Annotated in this window: 12 protein-coding genes; 4 read left to right on the top strand and 8 right to left on the bottom strand. The window is 62.2% G+C overall.

Features of this window, described 5'->3' with window-relative positions:
- Positions 1–188: 188 nt before the first annotated feature.
- Complete coding sequence (locus NA29_RS00330) at positions 189–1,487, top strand: hypothetical protein (protein ID WP_150777181.1); 1,299 nt, start codon at positions 189–191, stop codon at positions 1,485–1,487.
- A gap of 46 nt (positions 1,488–1,533) precedes the next feature.
- Here NA29_RS00330 and NA29_RS00335 read toward each other — a convergent pair whose 3' ends face one another.
- The 4 genes from NA29_RS00335 to NA29_RS00350 form a co-directional block, all read right to left on the bottom strand.
- Entirely contained in the window at positions 1,534–2,958 is a 1,425-nt protein-coding gene (locus tag NA29_RS00335) for a hypothetical protein (protein WP_052252411.1), read from the bottom strand.
- Positions 2,959–2,964: 6 nt separating this feature from the next.
- Positions 2,965–3,450 carry a hypothetical protein gene (locus NA29_RS00340; protein ID WP_157127326.1) on the bottom strand — a complete coding sequence of 162 codons (486 nt, stop codon included), beginning with the start codon at positions 3,448–3,450 and terminating at the stop codon, positions 2,965–2,967.
- A gap of 254 nt (positions 3,451–3,704) precedes the next feature.
- A complete protein-coding gene (locus tag NA29_RS00345) occupies positions 3,705–4,814 on the bottom strand; it encodes an adenosine deaminase family protein (RefSeq protein ID WP_039394442.1) in 1,110 nt (369 codons plus the stop codon).
- A 70-nt stretch (positions 4,815–4,884) separates the two neighbouring features.
- Complete coding sequence (locus NA29_RS00350; RefSeq protein WP_052252412.1) at positions 4,885–6,276, bottom strand: NCS2 family permease; 1,392 nt, start codon at positions 6,274–6,276, stop codon at positions 4,885–4,887.
- Positions 6,277–6,476: 200 nt separating this feature from the next.
- On the opposite strand from NA29_RS00350, the gene NA29_RS00355 reads away from it, so the two are divergent.
- Positions 6,477–7,529 carry a LysR family transcriptional regulator gene (locus tag NA29_RS00355; protein ID WP_084104125.1) on the top strand — a complete coding sequence of 351 codons (1,053 nt, stop codon included), beginning with the start codon at positions 6,477–6,479 and terminating at the stop codon, positions 7,527–7,529.
- 117 nt (positions 7,530–7,646) lie between these two features.
- Here NA29_RS00355 and NA29_RS00360 read toward each other — a convergent pair whose 3' ends face one another.
- Together NA29_RS00360 and NA29_RS00365 are read right to left on the bottom strand one after the other, a co-directional pair.
- Positions 7,647–8,771 carry a nucleoside hydrolase gene (locus NA29_RS00360; protein WP_052252413.1) on the bottom strand — a complete coding sequence of 375 codons (1,125 nt, stop codon included), beginning with the start codon at positions 8,769–8,771 and terminating at the stop codon, positions 7,647–7,649.
- A gap of 19 nt (positions 8,772–8,790) precedes the next feature.
- Entirely contained in the window at positions 8,791–9,912 is a 1,122-nt protein-coding gene (locus NA29_RS00365; protein ID WP_039394446.1) for a porin, read from the bottom strand.
- Between the two features lie 506 nt (positions 9,913–10,418).
- Here NA29_RS00365 and NA29_RS00370 point away from each other — a divergent pair.
- Entirely contained in the window at positions 10,419–11,129 is a 711-nt protein-coding gene (locus NA29_RS00370; protein ID WP_072633158.1) for a hypothetical protein, read from the top strand.
- Positions 11,130–11,138: 9 nt separating this feature from the next.
- Here NA29_RS00370 and NA29_RS00375 read toward each other — a convergent pair whose 3' ends face one another.
- Complete coding sequence (locus tag NA29_RS00375; RefSeq protein WP_039394451.1) at positions 11,139–12,425, bottom strand: DUF445 domain-containing protein; 1,287 nt, start codon at positions 12,423–12,425, stop codon at positions 11,139–11,141.
- A gap of 321 nt (positions 12,426–12,746) precedes the next feature.
- Here NA29_RS00375 and NA29_RS00380 point away from each other — a divergent pair, with 321 nt between their 5' ends.
- Positions 12,747–13,424: a hypothetical protein gene (locus NA29_RS00380; RefSeq protein ID WP_157127328.1), complete on the top strand. Its 678-nt coding sequence runs from the start codon at positions 12,747–12,749 to the stop codon at positions 13,422–13,424.
- Between the two features lie 85 nt (positions 13,425–13,509).
- Here NA29_RS00380 and NA29_RS00385 read toward each other — a convergent pair whose 3' ends face one another.
- A complete protein-coding gene (locus NA29_RS00385) occupies positions 13,510–15,690 on the bottom strand; it encodes a malate synthase G (RefSeq protein ID WP_039394455.1) in 2,181 nt (726 codons plus the stop codon).
- Positions 15,691–15,826 lie beyond the last annotated feature (136 nt).

Genomic DNA, 15,826 nt, shown 5'->3' on the forward strand with positions numbered 1-15,826 from the left:
ACGTCACGCGACAACTGCGATATCAAATACAGAAGCGGCGCAAATGGGCATCCGTAGAATCCGCCCAACGGCTTCCGACGCGTGGCAAGAGATCATCGAAAACGCGCCCGGTAGCGGCGAGCCACGCACCGCTCGGCGGCTGACGTCGCTAGCGTCCGACACAACCCCTTCCCGGATCTCCCCGAACCATGCCCACCACAAATCCCTTGCGAACCTCGCAGGACGCGGCGTTTCGTCCCGAACCGATCCATGAGACGACCGGGGCAGCCGACGCCGCCGCCGCGCTCGCCCGCACGCTTCGCAACGCGCAGGCGATGCCCGAATACGAGGCCTCGGCGCTCGACGCACTCATCGCGCGTGGGGTTGCGTCCCACTGTGCGCCGCCCACGTCGAGCGTGCCGGACGAGCCGGACAATGCCGCCCGCTACTACTTCCTTACCCAGACCGATGTGTCGCGCATTGCACGCCGTCCCATCGATCCGCCCGCCCCCAAGCGCTATCTCGGCTTCGACCGCGTCACACGGTCGCTGCGGCATGTCGCCATCGCCGTCAACATGACGATGCGCGCGCGCTTCGATATCAATCCGCTGGAAGTGCAGGTGAGCGTGTTCGGTGGACGCATGCACATTGCGTCGAATTTCCATGCCGGGCGCATTCCCGAAGCGCTGCATCTTGCGCTGACGGACGACAGTCTGATGATGGGGGCGCCACGGCGTCAGGCACGTGAGGACATACGCAATTGGGACGCCATGGTCATGTCCCGACGCGTGCGCCATATCGCCAGGTTGCGACGCCACTATGTCGGCGGGCACGGGCTGCAGGGCATGCACGCTGCGGCGCGTGCCGAAGTGATGGCAGGCATTGGGCGGCCATCGGCGCAGGCATTGCCGGTAGACAGCGTGTTGCGTCAGCTCGACGATGCATTCGACACCCTGCGCCGGGTGCTGCAAGACGCTGCGAGCGCCAAACCGACGTTCCGCGATCTGGTCGTGCACACGCCGATGCAAGACAACACGCCGAAGCTCGCCGTATTACCGGACGGCGTCACGCAGACGATGCACGCGGAGCAGTGCATCGAGTCGGCTATCGCCCGGCATGTCGGGGAATGGCATCGCGAGGCAACCTCGCGGCTTGGCTTGCCGGACGACGCGTTGATCGCCGTACCGATGGCCGGGCGCTTCGTGCCCTGTGCGGCATGTGCCGAAGTCGAAGCGCAGAGTCGCACACAGGGGGGGCTGTTCGATCCGGCGAACGGCAAGTTCGTGCTTCACCGGAGTAGCCAGCGCATCGGGATGGCGTTTGCGAACGAAGTGCAACATATCGCGCAATCCACACTGGCGTCGACACGAGAAGTCGCGGCCAATCGCGCGCAAGCCATCTCGGATCGCTTCGTCGACGCGCCGCAATCGCTGCGCGCCTACGATCAACCGGTCGTGCTCGATTACTCGCTCGACACGGAGAGCGAAAGCTCGGGCGACGAGTCGTGATGACGGTTGACGTCGCGCTCGCCGCCCGCTGCTTCGATGCGTCCGGTTACCCGTGCACCTGCGCGTCGACAGGCATCCGACGCGCTTCGTCTTTCAACTTCGACAGTAGCCGGGCACCGAGCGCCGTATCGTTCAGGTCCGCATACGTCGCCCTTTCGCGGTAGTTGAGCATCTCCGTGCCGTCCGAAACGCCGATCGATGCGGACATGATCTCGTGATACGAGTGATGATTCTTCGGTGGCATGAGGTTCGCCATCATCACCATGCGCGCTTCGGCGAGCGACGGCCAGTCAGACACATCGCCCGAGTAAGCGGCCATCTCACGACACTGTGCATAGTGATTCAGATAGCGCAGCGTGTGGCCACTGGGACCTGAGATGACCGGCTTGTCGTGCACGATGGCCCCGAGCGCGAAGTTGACGATCGCCGGATCGTTGCGGTCCGACGTCCTGACCATGTTCGAGCGGTCACCGGTGCGATGCTGACGTACATGCGCGCCAATCGGGTTCATCCATCGGCCGTTGTCTTCGTCGTTGGTGTACTCCGCTGTGCTCCATGTGATGTTGAGCACGTCATGCAGCAGACGGCGGCGCTCGTCCGGATCGCAACGGAACATATAGCTCACGACGTCCTTACCTGCAGCGGGGCCGTCTTCGCGAATCACACGACCCACACCGGCATGGTCGAGCACCGCGAGGAATGCGCCTTCGCCTTCCGGATTGTGTCGCAGCGTCTCCCAACGCGATTGCATGACGTCGCGAATTCGGTCGGGCAACTGGACCGGCGATTTGATCTCGGCGATCGGTACATCGAACTCGCGAAGATTCCACGGATGCATGGGATTCTCGGGATGCGGCGCGGCGTTGAACATGTTGCGGCGACGCTTCGCGTCCGGTGCGTGAGGATCGTTGAAATGCTCGGCTTCGGCCTTGATCAGTGTGGCGAACACATGGGCATCGAGCGTGTCGCGTGAGTTCAGACATTCGTCTGCGCCCCCGATCCCGACCTGCTCGCTGATGATCTTCGCTTGCGCTTTGGCGTCGAAGTCCTCGAACCGCATCGGGGCACCGGTCAGCTCACGGATGCGCCGCGCGATGTCGCGAATCTCCGGGGCGTCGCACAGCGCCTGCCCAAGCTTGCGCTCGAACTCCACGCGTGCCGAGGCCTTTGTGTAGTAAGGCGCGCAATCGAAGAGATTGCGCCCTGCGTCGCGGCGCCGAAAGTCGTCGAACGCCTTGCTGTCGGGCAGCGAATCCAAAGAGTCGGTCGAACCGGTGCGCGTATCCAGACCGAAGTTCATCTTCAGGGCGGGCATGGGTTGCTCGGGCGCCATTTGTACGTGCCGCTCCAGTGTGCGATTGTCAAATTCGCTGGCGACGCGTGCGCGGCGCAGAAACTGCGCGCCAAGCGCCATTTCCAGGAGGTTGCCTGCGGATCGTACGCGCGCAATGTTGGACTGAACTGTCAACATGATGAATTAATTAACCTCGTTTCTCAGAAATTTAACCAGCTTTCGGTACTCGGAGAAAAGTCCGTTGATTTGTCCTTCCACATCTTTATGAATGTGTTCATAGTCGATGCCCGAGAATCCGAGCAATAAAATGCCCTCCGTCGCTTCAATAAAAATCATCGGTGGGCGGGCGATGTCAGAAAAACAGTTTTCCGAAATCAGATGAATTAGATGAGGGTGGTCCAGCATCGCGGGGGGTACGTCGACACGGAAATAAACGTTGAACGTATCGACCGAATCGTCGGCGCGGAAATAGAGTGCGTCGCCGTTCTCGAGCGTGATGCCTGCACCCGGAAGCGCTTGTGCCCGAAGGCCATGCAGGCCGAAGCGCTGCGAAATGACGTCGAGTATTTCGTTCAGCCGACGCTGCGGCATGACCGGGAGTGGCGAATGTGGCAGGGAGCTGTCAGTGCGTTCCGTGCCGTGTGGCAGCGCGCGGAATGGGTGTTGCATGATGCGGTTGTCCGGTCGATGTGGTAACCGGAGCGCATGTTAAAGACTTACTGTCACTTCGAATAGACAAGTGCGCGGATTTGGGGTGAATCATGTCAAATGAATCTGATATTTCCCGACTGACAGATTCACGTGATTTGAATTGAAATTTTTTAGCGTGAAGCGGGTCGCCCGGAAATCGTCAGGCAAAAAAAAGCCGCCCGAAGGCGGCTGAAGGTCGGGTCAGACCAAGGAAAAGCGCTGTCGCGGCGGTGTCAGCCCGCCAACGACCGAGTCAGTGCACTGCGCGCGACATCGAAGTCCACGGCAAAGCTGCGGTGCCACTCGCGTCGTGTGCTGTCGTCGATCCACGCGCCGTCCAGACCGTTGTGCATGAACTCGCGCAGGTCGCCGAGCGAGAAGCCGAAGTGGCTGAACATCAGCTCCCAGGCTTGCGCGGGGTTGACCTTGTGCAGGGTCGGGTCGTCGGTATTCGGGTGAATCTTCAGACCGAGGCCGGGCATGCGTCGGATCGGGTGATCCTTGGCCCAGCGCTCCGGCGTGAGCGTGCGCAGGTAGTACGAATTCGTCGGCACGACCGTGAAGACGATGCCGCGCTCGGCGCATTCGCGTGCGAAGTCCGGCGCGTCGACGATGGTGTAGCCGTGGTCGATGCGGTCGCACTTGAGCAGCTCGACAGCGGTTTCGACGTTCGTCCACGGCATGCCGAATTCGCCCGCATGCGCCGTCGTCTTGAAGCCAGCGAGGCGCGCATTGCGATACGCCTTCCAGAACAGTTCGGGCGGACGGTCGTTCTCGCGATAGTCGATGCCGATGCCGATGACTTCGTCGGCGCGATGCGTGCGCATCCATTCGACCATCTCGACGGCTTCGCTCGGGTCGGCCTCGCGGTCGATGCTGGGAATCAGACGGCCGACGATGCCGTGATCGCGTTCCGCGTCACGAATGGCGGCGACGATGGCGTCTTGCGCCTTCGCGTAGGGAATGCCGGACGTGCGCACGGTGCCCGTCGGGTTCCAGAAGAACTCGCTGTAGCGCACGTTGTACGCGGCGGCGTCCGCCAGATATTCGTAGGCGATGCGGTGCAGATCGTCCGGCGAGGTCAGGAGATGTTCGTCGAGCGCGCGCAACACGCGCAGCACGCCCACGGGCTTTTCACCGCGCGTGTAAAAGCCGTCGATCTCGGCGCGATCGAGCGGCGCGTTCGACTTTTCGGCGAGCGCCACGAACGTGTCGTGACGCACTGCGCCGAGCAAATGGCAATGCAATTCCACCTTCGGCATCGCATGAAAGAACGTGCGATGCGCTTGCTGAATCTGCACGCCGGTGCGTGCGGCGGGCACTTGGCCCGGTGTCTCTGTCATAACGTCTTGTCTTGGTGAAGTCATCGGCATGGGGGGGCGGCGCGACGCGTGTCGTTCGCCGCCAGGTCGGTCAGTGACGCCCCACGACCGTCCAGAAGTAATACGCCAGCGGCAGCGCCAGCACGTACAGGCCCCATGGCAATTCCTTGAATCGGCCCATCAGTGCCTTGACCAGCACGTAACACAGCAGGCCGCCAGCGATGCCCGTGCCGAAGCTGTTCGAGAGCAGCGTGAGCAGCACCATGGCGAGCACGGGGAATGCGTCGCTGAAGTCGTCGAACGGCACATGGCGGATGGTGCTGAACATCGACAGACCGATGAGAATCAGCGCGGGTGCCGTGGCTTCCTTCGGAATGGCCAGCGCCACCGGCACGAAGAAGCACACCAGCGCGAACATCACGGCAGCAGCAATCGACGTGAGACCCGTGCGCCCGCCCGCTTCCACACCAGCGGCCGATTCGACCAGTGCCGTCAGTGCGGGAATGCCCAGCAGCGCACCGCCCGTCGCGGCAATCGAATCGACGAGGAACGGACGGTTGATGTTCTCCATGTTGCCGTGTTCGTCGAGCAAACCGGCTTTGCCGCCGACGGCGAGCGTGGTGCCCAGCGTCGAGAAGAATTCCGCCGCGAAGAAGGCGAACAGATACGGCAGTGCGGAGATCGTCAGCGCGCTTTTCAAATCGAGCTGGAACGCCACCGGCGCAATGCTGTGCGGCAGCGAGATGAACGACTCGGGCACTTTGGTCACGCCGAGCGGGACACCGGCGAGTGCGGCGATCAGAATCGACCAGAGGATCGCGCCTGGCACCTTGCGGCCTTGCAGCAACACGGCGACGCCCAGGCCGATCAGCGCGACGATGGTGCCCGGCTTGCTGAAGTCGCCCAGCGCGAACGCATTCGTCTTGGCATTGGCGATGACCATACCCGCGTTGCGCACGCCCAGCACCGCAATGAACAGTCCGATGGATGCGCCGAGGCCCAGCTTGATGGCCGTCGGAATCAACCGCGCCACGACGCTGCGTGCTCCGATCACCGTCAGCAGCAGGAACAGCAGGCCGGAGAGGAACGCGATGGCGATGCCCGTCTGCCAGGCGACGTGTTCGGTGGCCGCGAGCGTGACACCCACGATGACCGAGCCGCCGATGCCGGGGCCGACGACGAACGGCAGGTTCGCATAGAAACCCATCAGCAACGAGAACAGCACGAACACCAGCATGACCGACGTGGTCGCCGCGCCGCGATCCATGCCACCCGTGGCGAGCAGCGAGGGAATCACGACGAGCAGATAGGCTGCCGCCAAAAACGTAGTGATGCCGGCGAGCACTTCGGTGCGTACGCTCGAGCCGCGTTTGCCGATGGCGAAACGGCGCTCAAGCCAGCCGCCCTGGGCGGTGACCGTATGGGATTGGCCGTGCCCGGCCGGCGCTACGCGCTCGTTGTGCTCAGGAGAAGAGGTCTGCATAAGCCAAGAATAGAAGGTCTTTGCGTGGCACTTTACGTGCGTGCGACTATAAATAAAAAATGAAATTACTTATGATTCGATAATTCGAATCTATTCTTCGCGACGCTGGCGGATTCCGAGGCTTCCCCGGCGCGACCTTGGCGGGCCGACGTCGCAAAACTGTTGTGTCCGACACACTGCTGGCACCTCTGGAGCGCGCCATGGCGACTTCGTCCCGTCGTAACGAAAACACTGCAAGCCGTGCGGGCGAGACGCCCGCGTCCAAAGCGCCGGTCGCGTCCACGGCTTCGTCTACCGCTTCGTCTACCGCTTCTTCCGCCACCACGCCGCAGGTCCCGCCACTGCCTGCGCTGACGCTGCGACAGGTGCAGTACTTCGTCGCCCTCGCTCACTCGCGCAGCTTCACGCAGGCAGCGCAGGCGCTCTCCGTCACGCAACCGGCGCTCACGGCCGCCATCCGCCAGATCGAGTTCCTGCTTGGCGGACGTCTCTTCGAGCGCTCGGCCCATCGTCTGACGCTGACCGATGCGGGCACCACCATCCTGCCGCTGGCGGAGCGTCTGCTCAACGCCGCACGCGGTACGTTCGACGACATGACGAGCACCTTCACGCTGCAGGCGCAGACGGTGCGCATCGGTTTCATTCCGTCGGTGGCTGCCCGCCTGTTGCCCGTACTCGGCAGCTTGCGGGACACCCATCCCAACGTGCGCTTCGCCCTGTCCGATCTGCCGAACAGCGAACTGGTCGCGGCCCTCGCCCGAGGCGAGATCGACCTTGGTGTCGGCATTCGCGACGAAGCCGACGAGGCCGGTCATGCGGCCAACACCGAGGGCTTTCGCTGCGACGATCTGTTCGACGACGAGATCGTGCTGGTGGCGCGTCGTGACGACGCGCTCGCGTCTGCCGAGTCCGTCAGCTGGTCGCAACTCACCGAGCGCGACCTGGCCGTGTTCGTGCGCGGCAACGTCAGCGATTCCTTGCAACGCACGGGCGGGTCGCAAAATCTGCGGCTCGAACCGAAGTACCGCATGGAGTACACCGAGCCGCTTTATGCGCTCGTGCGAAGCGGTCTCGCGCTGGCGATATTGCCCAAGCTTTACACCTTGCACCTGCATGACCCTGCGCTCGTAGCGCTCGACGTCATCGCCCCGCGTGTGACGCGCACCGTCGCGCTGATGTCGCTCGTCGGCAAGGAGCGCGGCCCGCAGGTGAGTGCGTGCCGCGACTGGATCGCGCAACATCTGGCGACATGAATCGACGGCGCTTCACGCGCGTTCATCGTCGGTCCATACGTGCGAACACGGCGGCCGATCTTTTCGATGGGCCGCCGTGTTCGCTGGCTTATACCGCCGTCCTGCGTTGCCGCGCGATTACGGCAGACGCGCAATGCGTTCAAGCAGCGTGGCGTAGAAGCGGTCGGCATCGATATCGGTGAGCCACAGGGCGTTCACCGGACGCTTCGTGCGGCCGTTCCAGTCCACCACCGTCTCACCCAGCGTGAGCTGGCCCGTCGTCTCCACGGCCACGTTCACGCGACGGCCGCCATACATCGTCGGGTCGATCAGATAGCCGATGGTGCACGGGTCGTACATCGGGGCTTCGTCCACGCCACGGCGGCGCTTCTGATACGCCAGTGCGGCGTTGAAGATGTCGCCAACGATCGGGCCGCAGCGATTCTTCAGCGCATGGAACGGGGCAACGCGCTGCGGCGTAATCAGCGTCTTCAGGCTGACGTCGCGCGGCACGATGGTCACGGGCACGCCTGCGCCGAGCACGATGCTCGCAGCTTCCGGGTCGACGAAGATGTTGAATTCGGCGGCCGGGGTATAGTTGCCGCGCTCGAACCACGCACCCCCCATCAACACGATTTCACGGATGGCCTTCGCGCCTTCGGGCGCGGCCGTCAGCGCCGTGGCGATGTTGGTGAGCGGGCCGATGGCGACGAGCGTGATGCTGCCCGGTGCCGCCGCACGCAGCGTGTCGATCAGATACGTGACGGCATGCTGCGGTGCGAGCGGCGCACGCGGGTCATGCAACGGCGCGCCTTCGAGACCCGAGCGGCCCATCACGTTCGCCACCGTCACCAGTTCGCGCATGAGCGGCTTCGGGCAACCGGCGTACACCGGCAGCGTTTTGGTCTTATCGGCCCAGTCGCGCACAATGCGCGCGTTGCGCTCGGTCAGGCTCAGCGGCACGTTGCCGCCTACGACGGTCAGCGCCTTGAGGTCGATCTGGTCGCTGGCACCCAACGCCATCAGGATCGCGACGGCGTCGTCCTGACCCGGATCGCAGTCGATGATCACCGTACGACGTGGCGAGCCTTCCGCCGTGAGCGGCGACGCGCCTTCGGTCTTCGTCATTTGCGCGAAGGCGCTACCGGCCATCGATGCACCGACGGTGGCCATCGACGCAGCCAGCGACGTGCGCAGGAAGCTACGGCGGCTGTGCTGGCGGCCGTCGGTCGTCGTATCGGTCAGTTCGGTCGTTGTCGTCATGTTGTCGGACTCGCTTGAATTAGAACGTGTGACGCATGCCCAGCGTCACGGCCATCTGACGCTTGGTGCTCGACGCGGCGTAGCCGAAGAGCTGTGCGTACTTGGCGTCGCCAGCGGCTTGCTGTGCGTTGAGCGTGAGTGCGACGTCCGTGCGCTTGGACAGCCAGTAGTCGGCTTGCAGGTTGACCTGATGCCACTGCGGACGCGTATTGATCACATCGTACTTGCCGGACGTAAAGCCGTACGCCGCGCCCAGCACCAGTGCCGGGGTGACGTTGTAGTTCAGCGTCAGGTTGTAGTTCTGGAGATGCAGGTGCGAGTTGTCGATGTACGTGTAGTGCACGTCCGAGAACATGGCGCCGATGAGTGCCGGGCCCCAGCGGTAGAAGCCGCCCGTGGCGAAGATGCGCTGCTGCTTCGCGAAGACGTTCGCCGGTGTGGCGCTCTTCGAGAAGATCAGCAGCGGGCTGGCGTAATCGTTAGCGATGGCGCCGTCGTTGTTGGTGCCGCTGAACGGGTTGTTGTACTGAGCGTACGCGGCGTTCCAGTCGAAGTCGCCGTACTTGTAGCCGAGGCCGAAGCTGTAGGCGTTGTTGTTGCGGAAGCCCGTGGCCGAGTTCGAGAAACCATACTGCGCCGTTCCGTGGAAGCCGCCAACTGTCGGGCTGACCCACTTCACCGAGTTCTGCATACGGATGTCGTTGTATCCGTTGTCGTTGTCGCCGATGTTCACGCCATTGCTCGAAATGATGATCGGGCCGACGTAATCGTGAATGGTGTCGTACTGACGACCGAGCGTGAACGTGCCCCACGTCTTGTCCGAGAGGCCGACGAACGACTGACGACCGAACGCACGACCGTTCTGTGCACCCGTGCCGTTCACGATGCTGAAGCCAGCTTCGAGCGTGAAGATGGCCTTGGTGCCGTTACCGAGGTCTTCCGAGCCACGGAAGCCCCAGCGCGGATTCTGGTTGGTGCCCGAGAGTGCCTGCCAATTCTTGCTGCCGCCCTGATTACTCACGTATCCCACGCCGCCCGAAATCAGGCCGTAAATCGTGACGTTGCTTTGTGCGTGTGCGGCGGTGGCGGCGACGCCGATGGCGGCGGCAAAGCCCAGACGGGCCAGAATCGTGGTCTTCATGAGGTGTGCTTCTCTAAGGTCTAAGTCCGCGCGCTTGCGAGAGTTGGCGCGATTCGGACCGAACTATAGGGAAGGGTCTTGTATAAATATAATTTTGATTTTTTATATATCGATAAATTGAATCGATATTAGCGCGAAAGCCGCATGGAACATACGGCGGGAGGATTTCGGATCGAAACGACGTCCGCCGTTGAGCGTTGCGCGGAGTCGACAGTGAGGGGGATCGCGATGCGGTGTGCTGTTCGCAAGCCCATGGCACATTGAGCGAATCCTGCAAAGGGATCGCCGGATTCTCACCTACGCTTTTACCGTGCAGCGCGTTGAATCGCCCTGCCCGTCCTGGCGTCTTCCAACAGAAAGGCAGATGGCCGTGCGGCTCCACGTGCTTCCATTTTCCGCGTTTGCCGCACGCCGACCCACTGAACCGTCGTTGGTGAGTTTCTTTCCCTTACGTTTAGGAGTGCAATATTATGAATACGCATGGAATTGGAGCTGGGAGCTCATCGATGGCTACCCCGGAAGTCGCAGCGCCGACAAATAAAAGTCCCCGCGCAAACGACATGTCTTTCGAAGCACAGTTGCGCGGATATATCGGGTCGAAGTATGTCGTCGTGGTTTCCGGCTACGATGATGTCGAATATTCGGACCCATCGAAGGCATGCCGTGCAATCAGCATGGCATTGAATCGGGTCAGATCGATCCACGGGAACAATGTCCTGTTCGTTTCGGAGGGATTGAGACGCGGAATCGGCATTGCCTATGAAGCCGCGGCCAAGCACAGCATCCCGACGTTAGGCATCATGGAATACGGCGATAAGAAGTTTGGGCGCACGATGGATTGCGACCACTTTTTGTACGTTGAGAATAGCAACACCCGGTCTCCCCGTGTGCCTGGAAGTGACGAAAGGGTGTGGAATCTCGCTATCAAAATCGGAAGAGAAAATCGTGGGGGAGAACTGCTGGCGATCGGGGATGGCGTGCGCCCGTTGAGCGATGCGCTTGCGGCGGCGGAAGACGGCTATAAGGTGACCTTCTTCAAAGGGTTTGACAATACCTCGGGCATTGTTATGGGCAGTCTGGAGGAGAAGCTTTGCCGTGCACGTGAAAAGAACGTCAGGATCGTCGAGCATTGGGACGTAGCGAACGATCTGCCTTCCGATGATTCCTGCGTACTCCCGGATCGGGAGGATATGGGGCCAGGATGGGAGATTCCCTGAAGAGCGTCGCTATGGTCGATGACTCAACAATACCGGCGCCTGCGCCACCAAATACAGCACGGCGCCGATCAACCCGCCCACGAGTGTGCCGTTGATGCGGATGTATTGCAGGTCTTGCCCCACGCTGAGTCGAATCTGTCGTGACAGATGTTCCGCGTTCCAGCCATGCACTGTCGCGCGGATGTGGTCCGTCACAAAATCGGCAAAGCCCGGGGCCATGCGCTCGGCTGCATCTCTGAGTTGCGCGTCGAGCGCCTTTCGCAATGACTCACTGCGCGCGAGTTCCTGCCCGATCCAAGCGGCAGCGCCGGTGATCTTCGCGCCGATCACCGAGTCATCCTTCGCAAGATCCTGCTTCACCCAACTGCGCCATTCGTTCCACAGGCCACCGACGTATGCATTCAGTGCGGTGTCGCCCTTCAACTGCGTCTTGAAGCCGTCGAGCTTCGCCTGAAACTCGACGTCGTGTTTCAGACGCGCGATCAGCCCCGCGACCGCCCGGTCGAACGCCTGACGCAATTGATGTGACTCGTCGGCCTCCATCTGCGCGAGCAAGCGTGTCACCGCCGCCGAGATCATGTCGGACCCCTTGTTTCCGATCCATTCCGATGGCAACACCTTTTCCTTCTTCGGATGATCGGCCTTGAGCCACTCGACGATGCGCGCCGAGATGAATTCGCGCGTCTGCGGTTCGTTGAGTAACTCGACGAGGTAGTCGAGCGTCTCGTCGAGCAATGCCTGATGACGTCCATCGCGCGTGAGTGTGTCGAGAATCGCTGCGGCCGATTGCGACAGATCGAGCCGGTCGATCATCGTGTCGAGCGCGCGTCGGATGAAGGCCTGGACATTGCGCTCGTCCATCACGTCGAGCACACCGCTCGTCACCTTCACCAGCACGGCGCTCAACTGACGCGTGTTCTCGTATGACCCGAGCCAGCGTGTGAGAGCGTCTGCCGGATTCTGCTGCTCGATGAGCCGCACTACCGAGGGCGTATCGAGAAACTTCTCGCGCACGAAACGGGCGAGGCCATCGCCGAGGGCGTCTTTCTTGCGGATGAGGATGTTCGTGTGCCGCGAGAGGCCGGGGATCGGAATGCGTCGGAACAGCGCTTCGACGGCAAACCAGTCTGCCAGCCCACCGACCATCGCCGCTTCGGCCGCCGCACGAATCCAGCCGGTGAGGAAATGCACCGGCATGAAGAGCGTGGCGATGAAAATCGCCAGCGCGACGAGAAGGAATGACAGCGCACGCCGTTCGGCGCGTTGCAGGGCAACGGCGGGATCGATGACATCCATGTGCTACCGGCTCCTCAGAAAGCGACGACACCTCACAGGGTACCGTGTCAGGCGCTCAGTGATAAGTCCCGAAGAGATTCGTCCGGCTCACCGACCATCGAACGCCGATCGTTTTGGTCCCCGCGAATTGGGTAAATACGGTTCTGGCGCGGAGCCATTATCGAAAGGCCCTGCGATACGGACACGCCCACACTGGGCCTGCGCGATGACCGTGATCGTTCTTGTCCGAAGCCTTCGCGCACCGGGCGGTCTCGTCAACCGACACCTCTCGTGTCAGGGGCCCTCCTGGATGTCCTCGTAACGCTTCAAAGGAGTCGTCCTATGAATCCCATCAGTCAGCAATCGGTATCGTCGCCTGTGACGTTGTCAGCGTCGGCACCAGCGAGTCGGAGAACCGACGCGGATTACGAACGAGAATTCATTCGCATGCTCTGCAGCACGCATCTCATTGTGGTTCAGGGCTTTCATTGGACGTCGTACGCCGATATTCAAGGGTTGAGGCAGTCGATGCGACGGGAGTTGGAGGCGCAGCGAGATCACCAGTTCGGGCGGCAGATCGTCGTTGTCAGCCGGGGCACTACCGAGAATATCGGTGAGGTCTACGGCATCGCCAGAAGTCTCGGGATGAGCACGGGATGTATCGTTGCGGAAGACGATGAGTTCAACTCACCGTGCGACCACACCTTTGTCGTCGACACGAGGGACGGCGAATGGAGCCGCGACAAATACGCCCGCAAGCTCGTCATGCCCGAGTCGGGCAAGGACCTCTTTCTATACGCGCTGGAGATTGCCAATCGCCCCGCAGGTTCCGGAGGCAGCATGTTGTGTTTCGGTGCGGAACCGGGGGTCGCCATTCTGGCCGATCAGGTCAAGAACGCCGGGTATGGGGTCAAGGTATTCAAAGATCACGTGCCGGCAGACGCTGACGAACGCAGATGGTACGAGACAACGATCAACTCCATGCAGCAGCAGGGGTTCGAGCTGATTGAGGGTCGATAAAAAACGCCCGGCGGTGCGGAGCCGCCGGGCGTCGTGTTCCATGCGCCGATCCTGCCTTGCTGCAAGGCGGGATCGGCTTCGTTCATCAACCGCGCTGCTTCGCCTTCAACTCCAGACGGTACTTATGCAGCAGCGGCTCGGTGTAGCCGTTCGGTTGCGTCAGCCCTTCGAACACCAGCGCGCTTGCGGCCTTGAACGCCAGCGAGTTGTCGAAGTTGCCCGCCATCGGCACGTATTGCTTGTCACCGGCGTTCTGCTTGTCGACGACGGCAGCCATGCGCTTCATGGTCTCTTCGACCTGTTCGCGCGTGATTACGCCGTGACGCATCCAGTTCGCCAGATGCTGGCTCGAAATACGCAGCGTCGCGCGGTCTTCCATCAGACCGATGTCGTTGATGTCCGGCACCTTCGAGCAGCCCACGCCCTGATCGATCCAGCGAACGACGTAACCGAGAATGCCCTGCGCGTTGTTCTCGATTTCCTTGCGGATTTCCTCAGCGCTCCACTCGGCCTTGGCCACGACCGGCACCGTCAGCAGACCGGCGAGCAGCGCGTCGCGCTCCTTCGCATAGTCGATCTTTTCGAGTTCCTGCTGAACGGCTTGCACGTCGACCACGTGGTAGTGCAGCGCGTGCAGCGTTGCGGCGGTCGGCGATGGCACCCAGGCGGTGTTCGCCCCGGCCTTCGGATGCGCGATCTTCTGTTCGAGCATCGCGTGCATCAGGTCCGGCATGGCCCACATGCCCTTGCCGATCTGTGCGCGACCGCGCAAGCCCGCAGCCAGACCGACCAGCACGTTGCTCTTCTCGTACGCGGTGATCCAGGCCGACGACTTCATGTCCCCCTTGCGCATCATCGGACCGGCTTCCATCGCGGTGTGCATTTCGTCGCCCGTGCGATCGAGGAAACCCGTGTTGATGAACGCCACACGCGCGGCAGCCGCTGCGATACAGGCCGAGAGGTTCACGCTGGTGCGGCGCTCTTCGTCCATGATGCCCATCTTGAGCGTGTTGCGCGGCAGGCTGTACAGGTCTTCGACGCGACCGAACAGTTCGTCGGCGAAGGCGACTTCAGCCGGGCCGTGCATCTTCGGCTTGACGATGTAGATCGAGCCGGTGCGCGAGTTCAGGCGATGCTTGCGATCGTGCAGCGAGGCGAGCACGGTCACCACGCCGTCGAGAATGCCTTCCGGAATCTCGTGGCCTTCGCGGTCGGTGATGGCAGGGTTCGTCATCAGATGGCCGACGTTGCGGATGAACAGCAGCGAGCGGCCATGCAGCTTGAGCGCCTTGCCGTCGGCACCGGTGTACTCGCGGTCGGCGTTCAGCCGACGCGTGAAGGTCTTGCCGCCCTTGGCGACTTCTTCCGTCAGCGTGCCTTGCATCAGGCCGAGCCAGTTGCGATAGAGGTCGACCTTGTCGTCGGCGTCCACGGCGGCCACTGAGTCTTCGCAGTCGATGATGGTCGTCACGGCAGCTTCGACGAGCACGTCCTTGATATGGGCGGCGTCGGTCTTACCGATCGGGTGATTCGCGTCGAACTGGATTTCGAAGTGCAGGCCGTTGTGCTTGATCAGTACGGCGGTCGGCTTCGCAGCGTCGCCCTGATGACCGGCGAACAGCGCGGGCGTGGCCAGCGTCGTCTTGCCGCTCTTGGTCGTCACGACGAGCTTGCCGTTCTCGACCGCGTAGCCGGTGGCGTCCTTATGCGAGCCTTCGGCCAGCGGAGCGGCCTGATCGAGGAAACCACGTGCGAAGGCGATCACGAGTTCGCCGCGCTTCGGGTTGTAGCCGGTGCCCTTCTCGGCGCCGCCGGTCTCGGGAATGGCGTCGGTGCCGTACAGCGCGTCGTACAAGCTGCCCCAGCGCGCGTTGGCGGCATTCAGGGCGTAGCGGGCGTTGGACAGCGGCACCACGAGCTGCGGGCCTGCCTGTTCGGCGATTTCGTAGTCGACTTCGGCCGTCGTGGCCTTCACGCTTGCCGGGGCGGGCAGCAGGTAGCCGATCTTTTCGAGGAAGGCGCGGTAGGCGGCAGCGTCGGCAATCGGGCCAGGGTTGGCGCGGTGCCAGCCGTCGAGTTCGCCTTGCAGGCGGTCGCGCTCGGCGAGCAGTGCGCGGTTCTTCGGGGCGAGGTCATGGACGATGGCGTCGAAGCCTTTCCAGAACGCGTCGACATCGACACCGGTGCCCGGCAGGGCTTCCTTTTCGATGAACGCGATCAGATTGTCTGCGACCGTCAGGCCGCCACGCTTGGAAGTGGAAGTCATGATGCTGTACTCGAGTTTGAAAACCAGGTTGACGCGACTCCGTCCGGCCGCTTGCCGGTGCGCCGACGCTTTTCGCGACGGTCACATCGTCAGGAGAACAGACGTTATGGGGCAATCGGGGTCAGTCTTATATAAG

The organism is Pandoraea sputorum (assembly GCF_000814845.2).
GTDB classification, from domain to species: Bacteria; Pseudomonadota; Gammaproteobacteria; order Burkholderiales; family Burkholderiaceae; genus Pandoraea; species Pandoraea sputorum.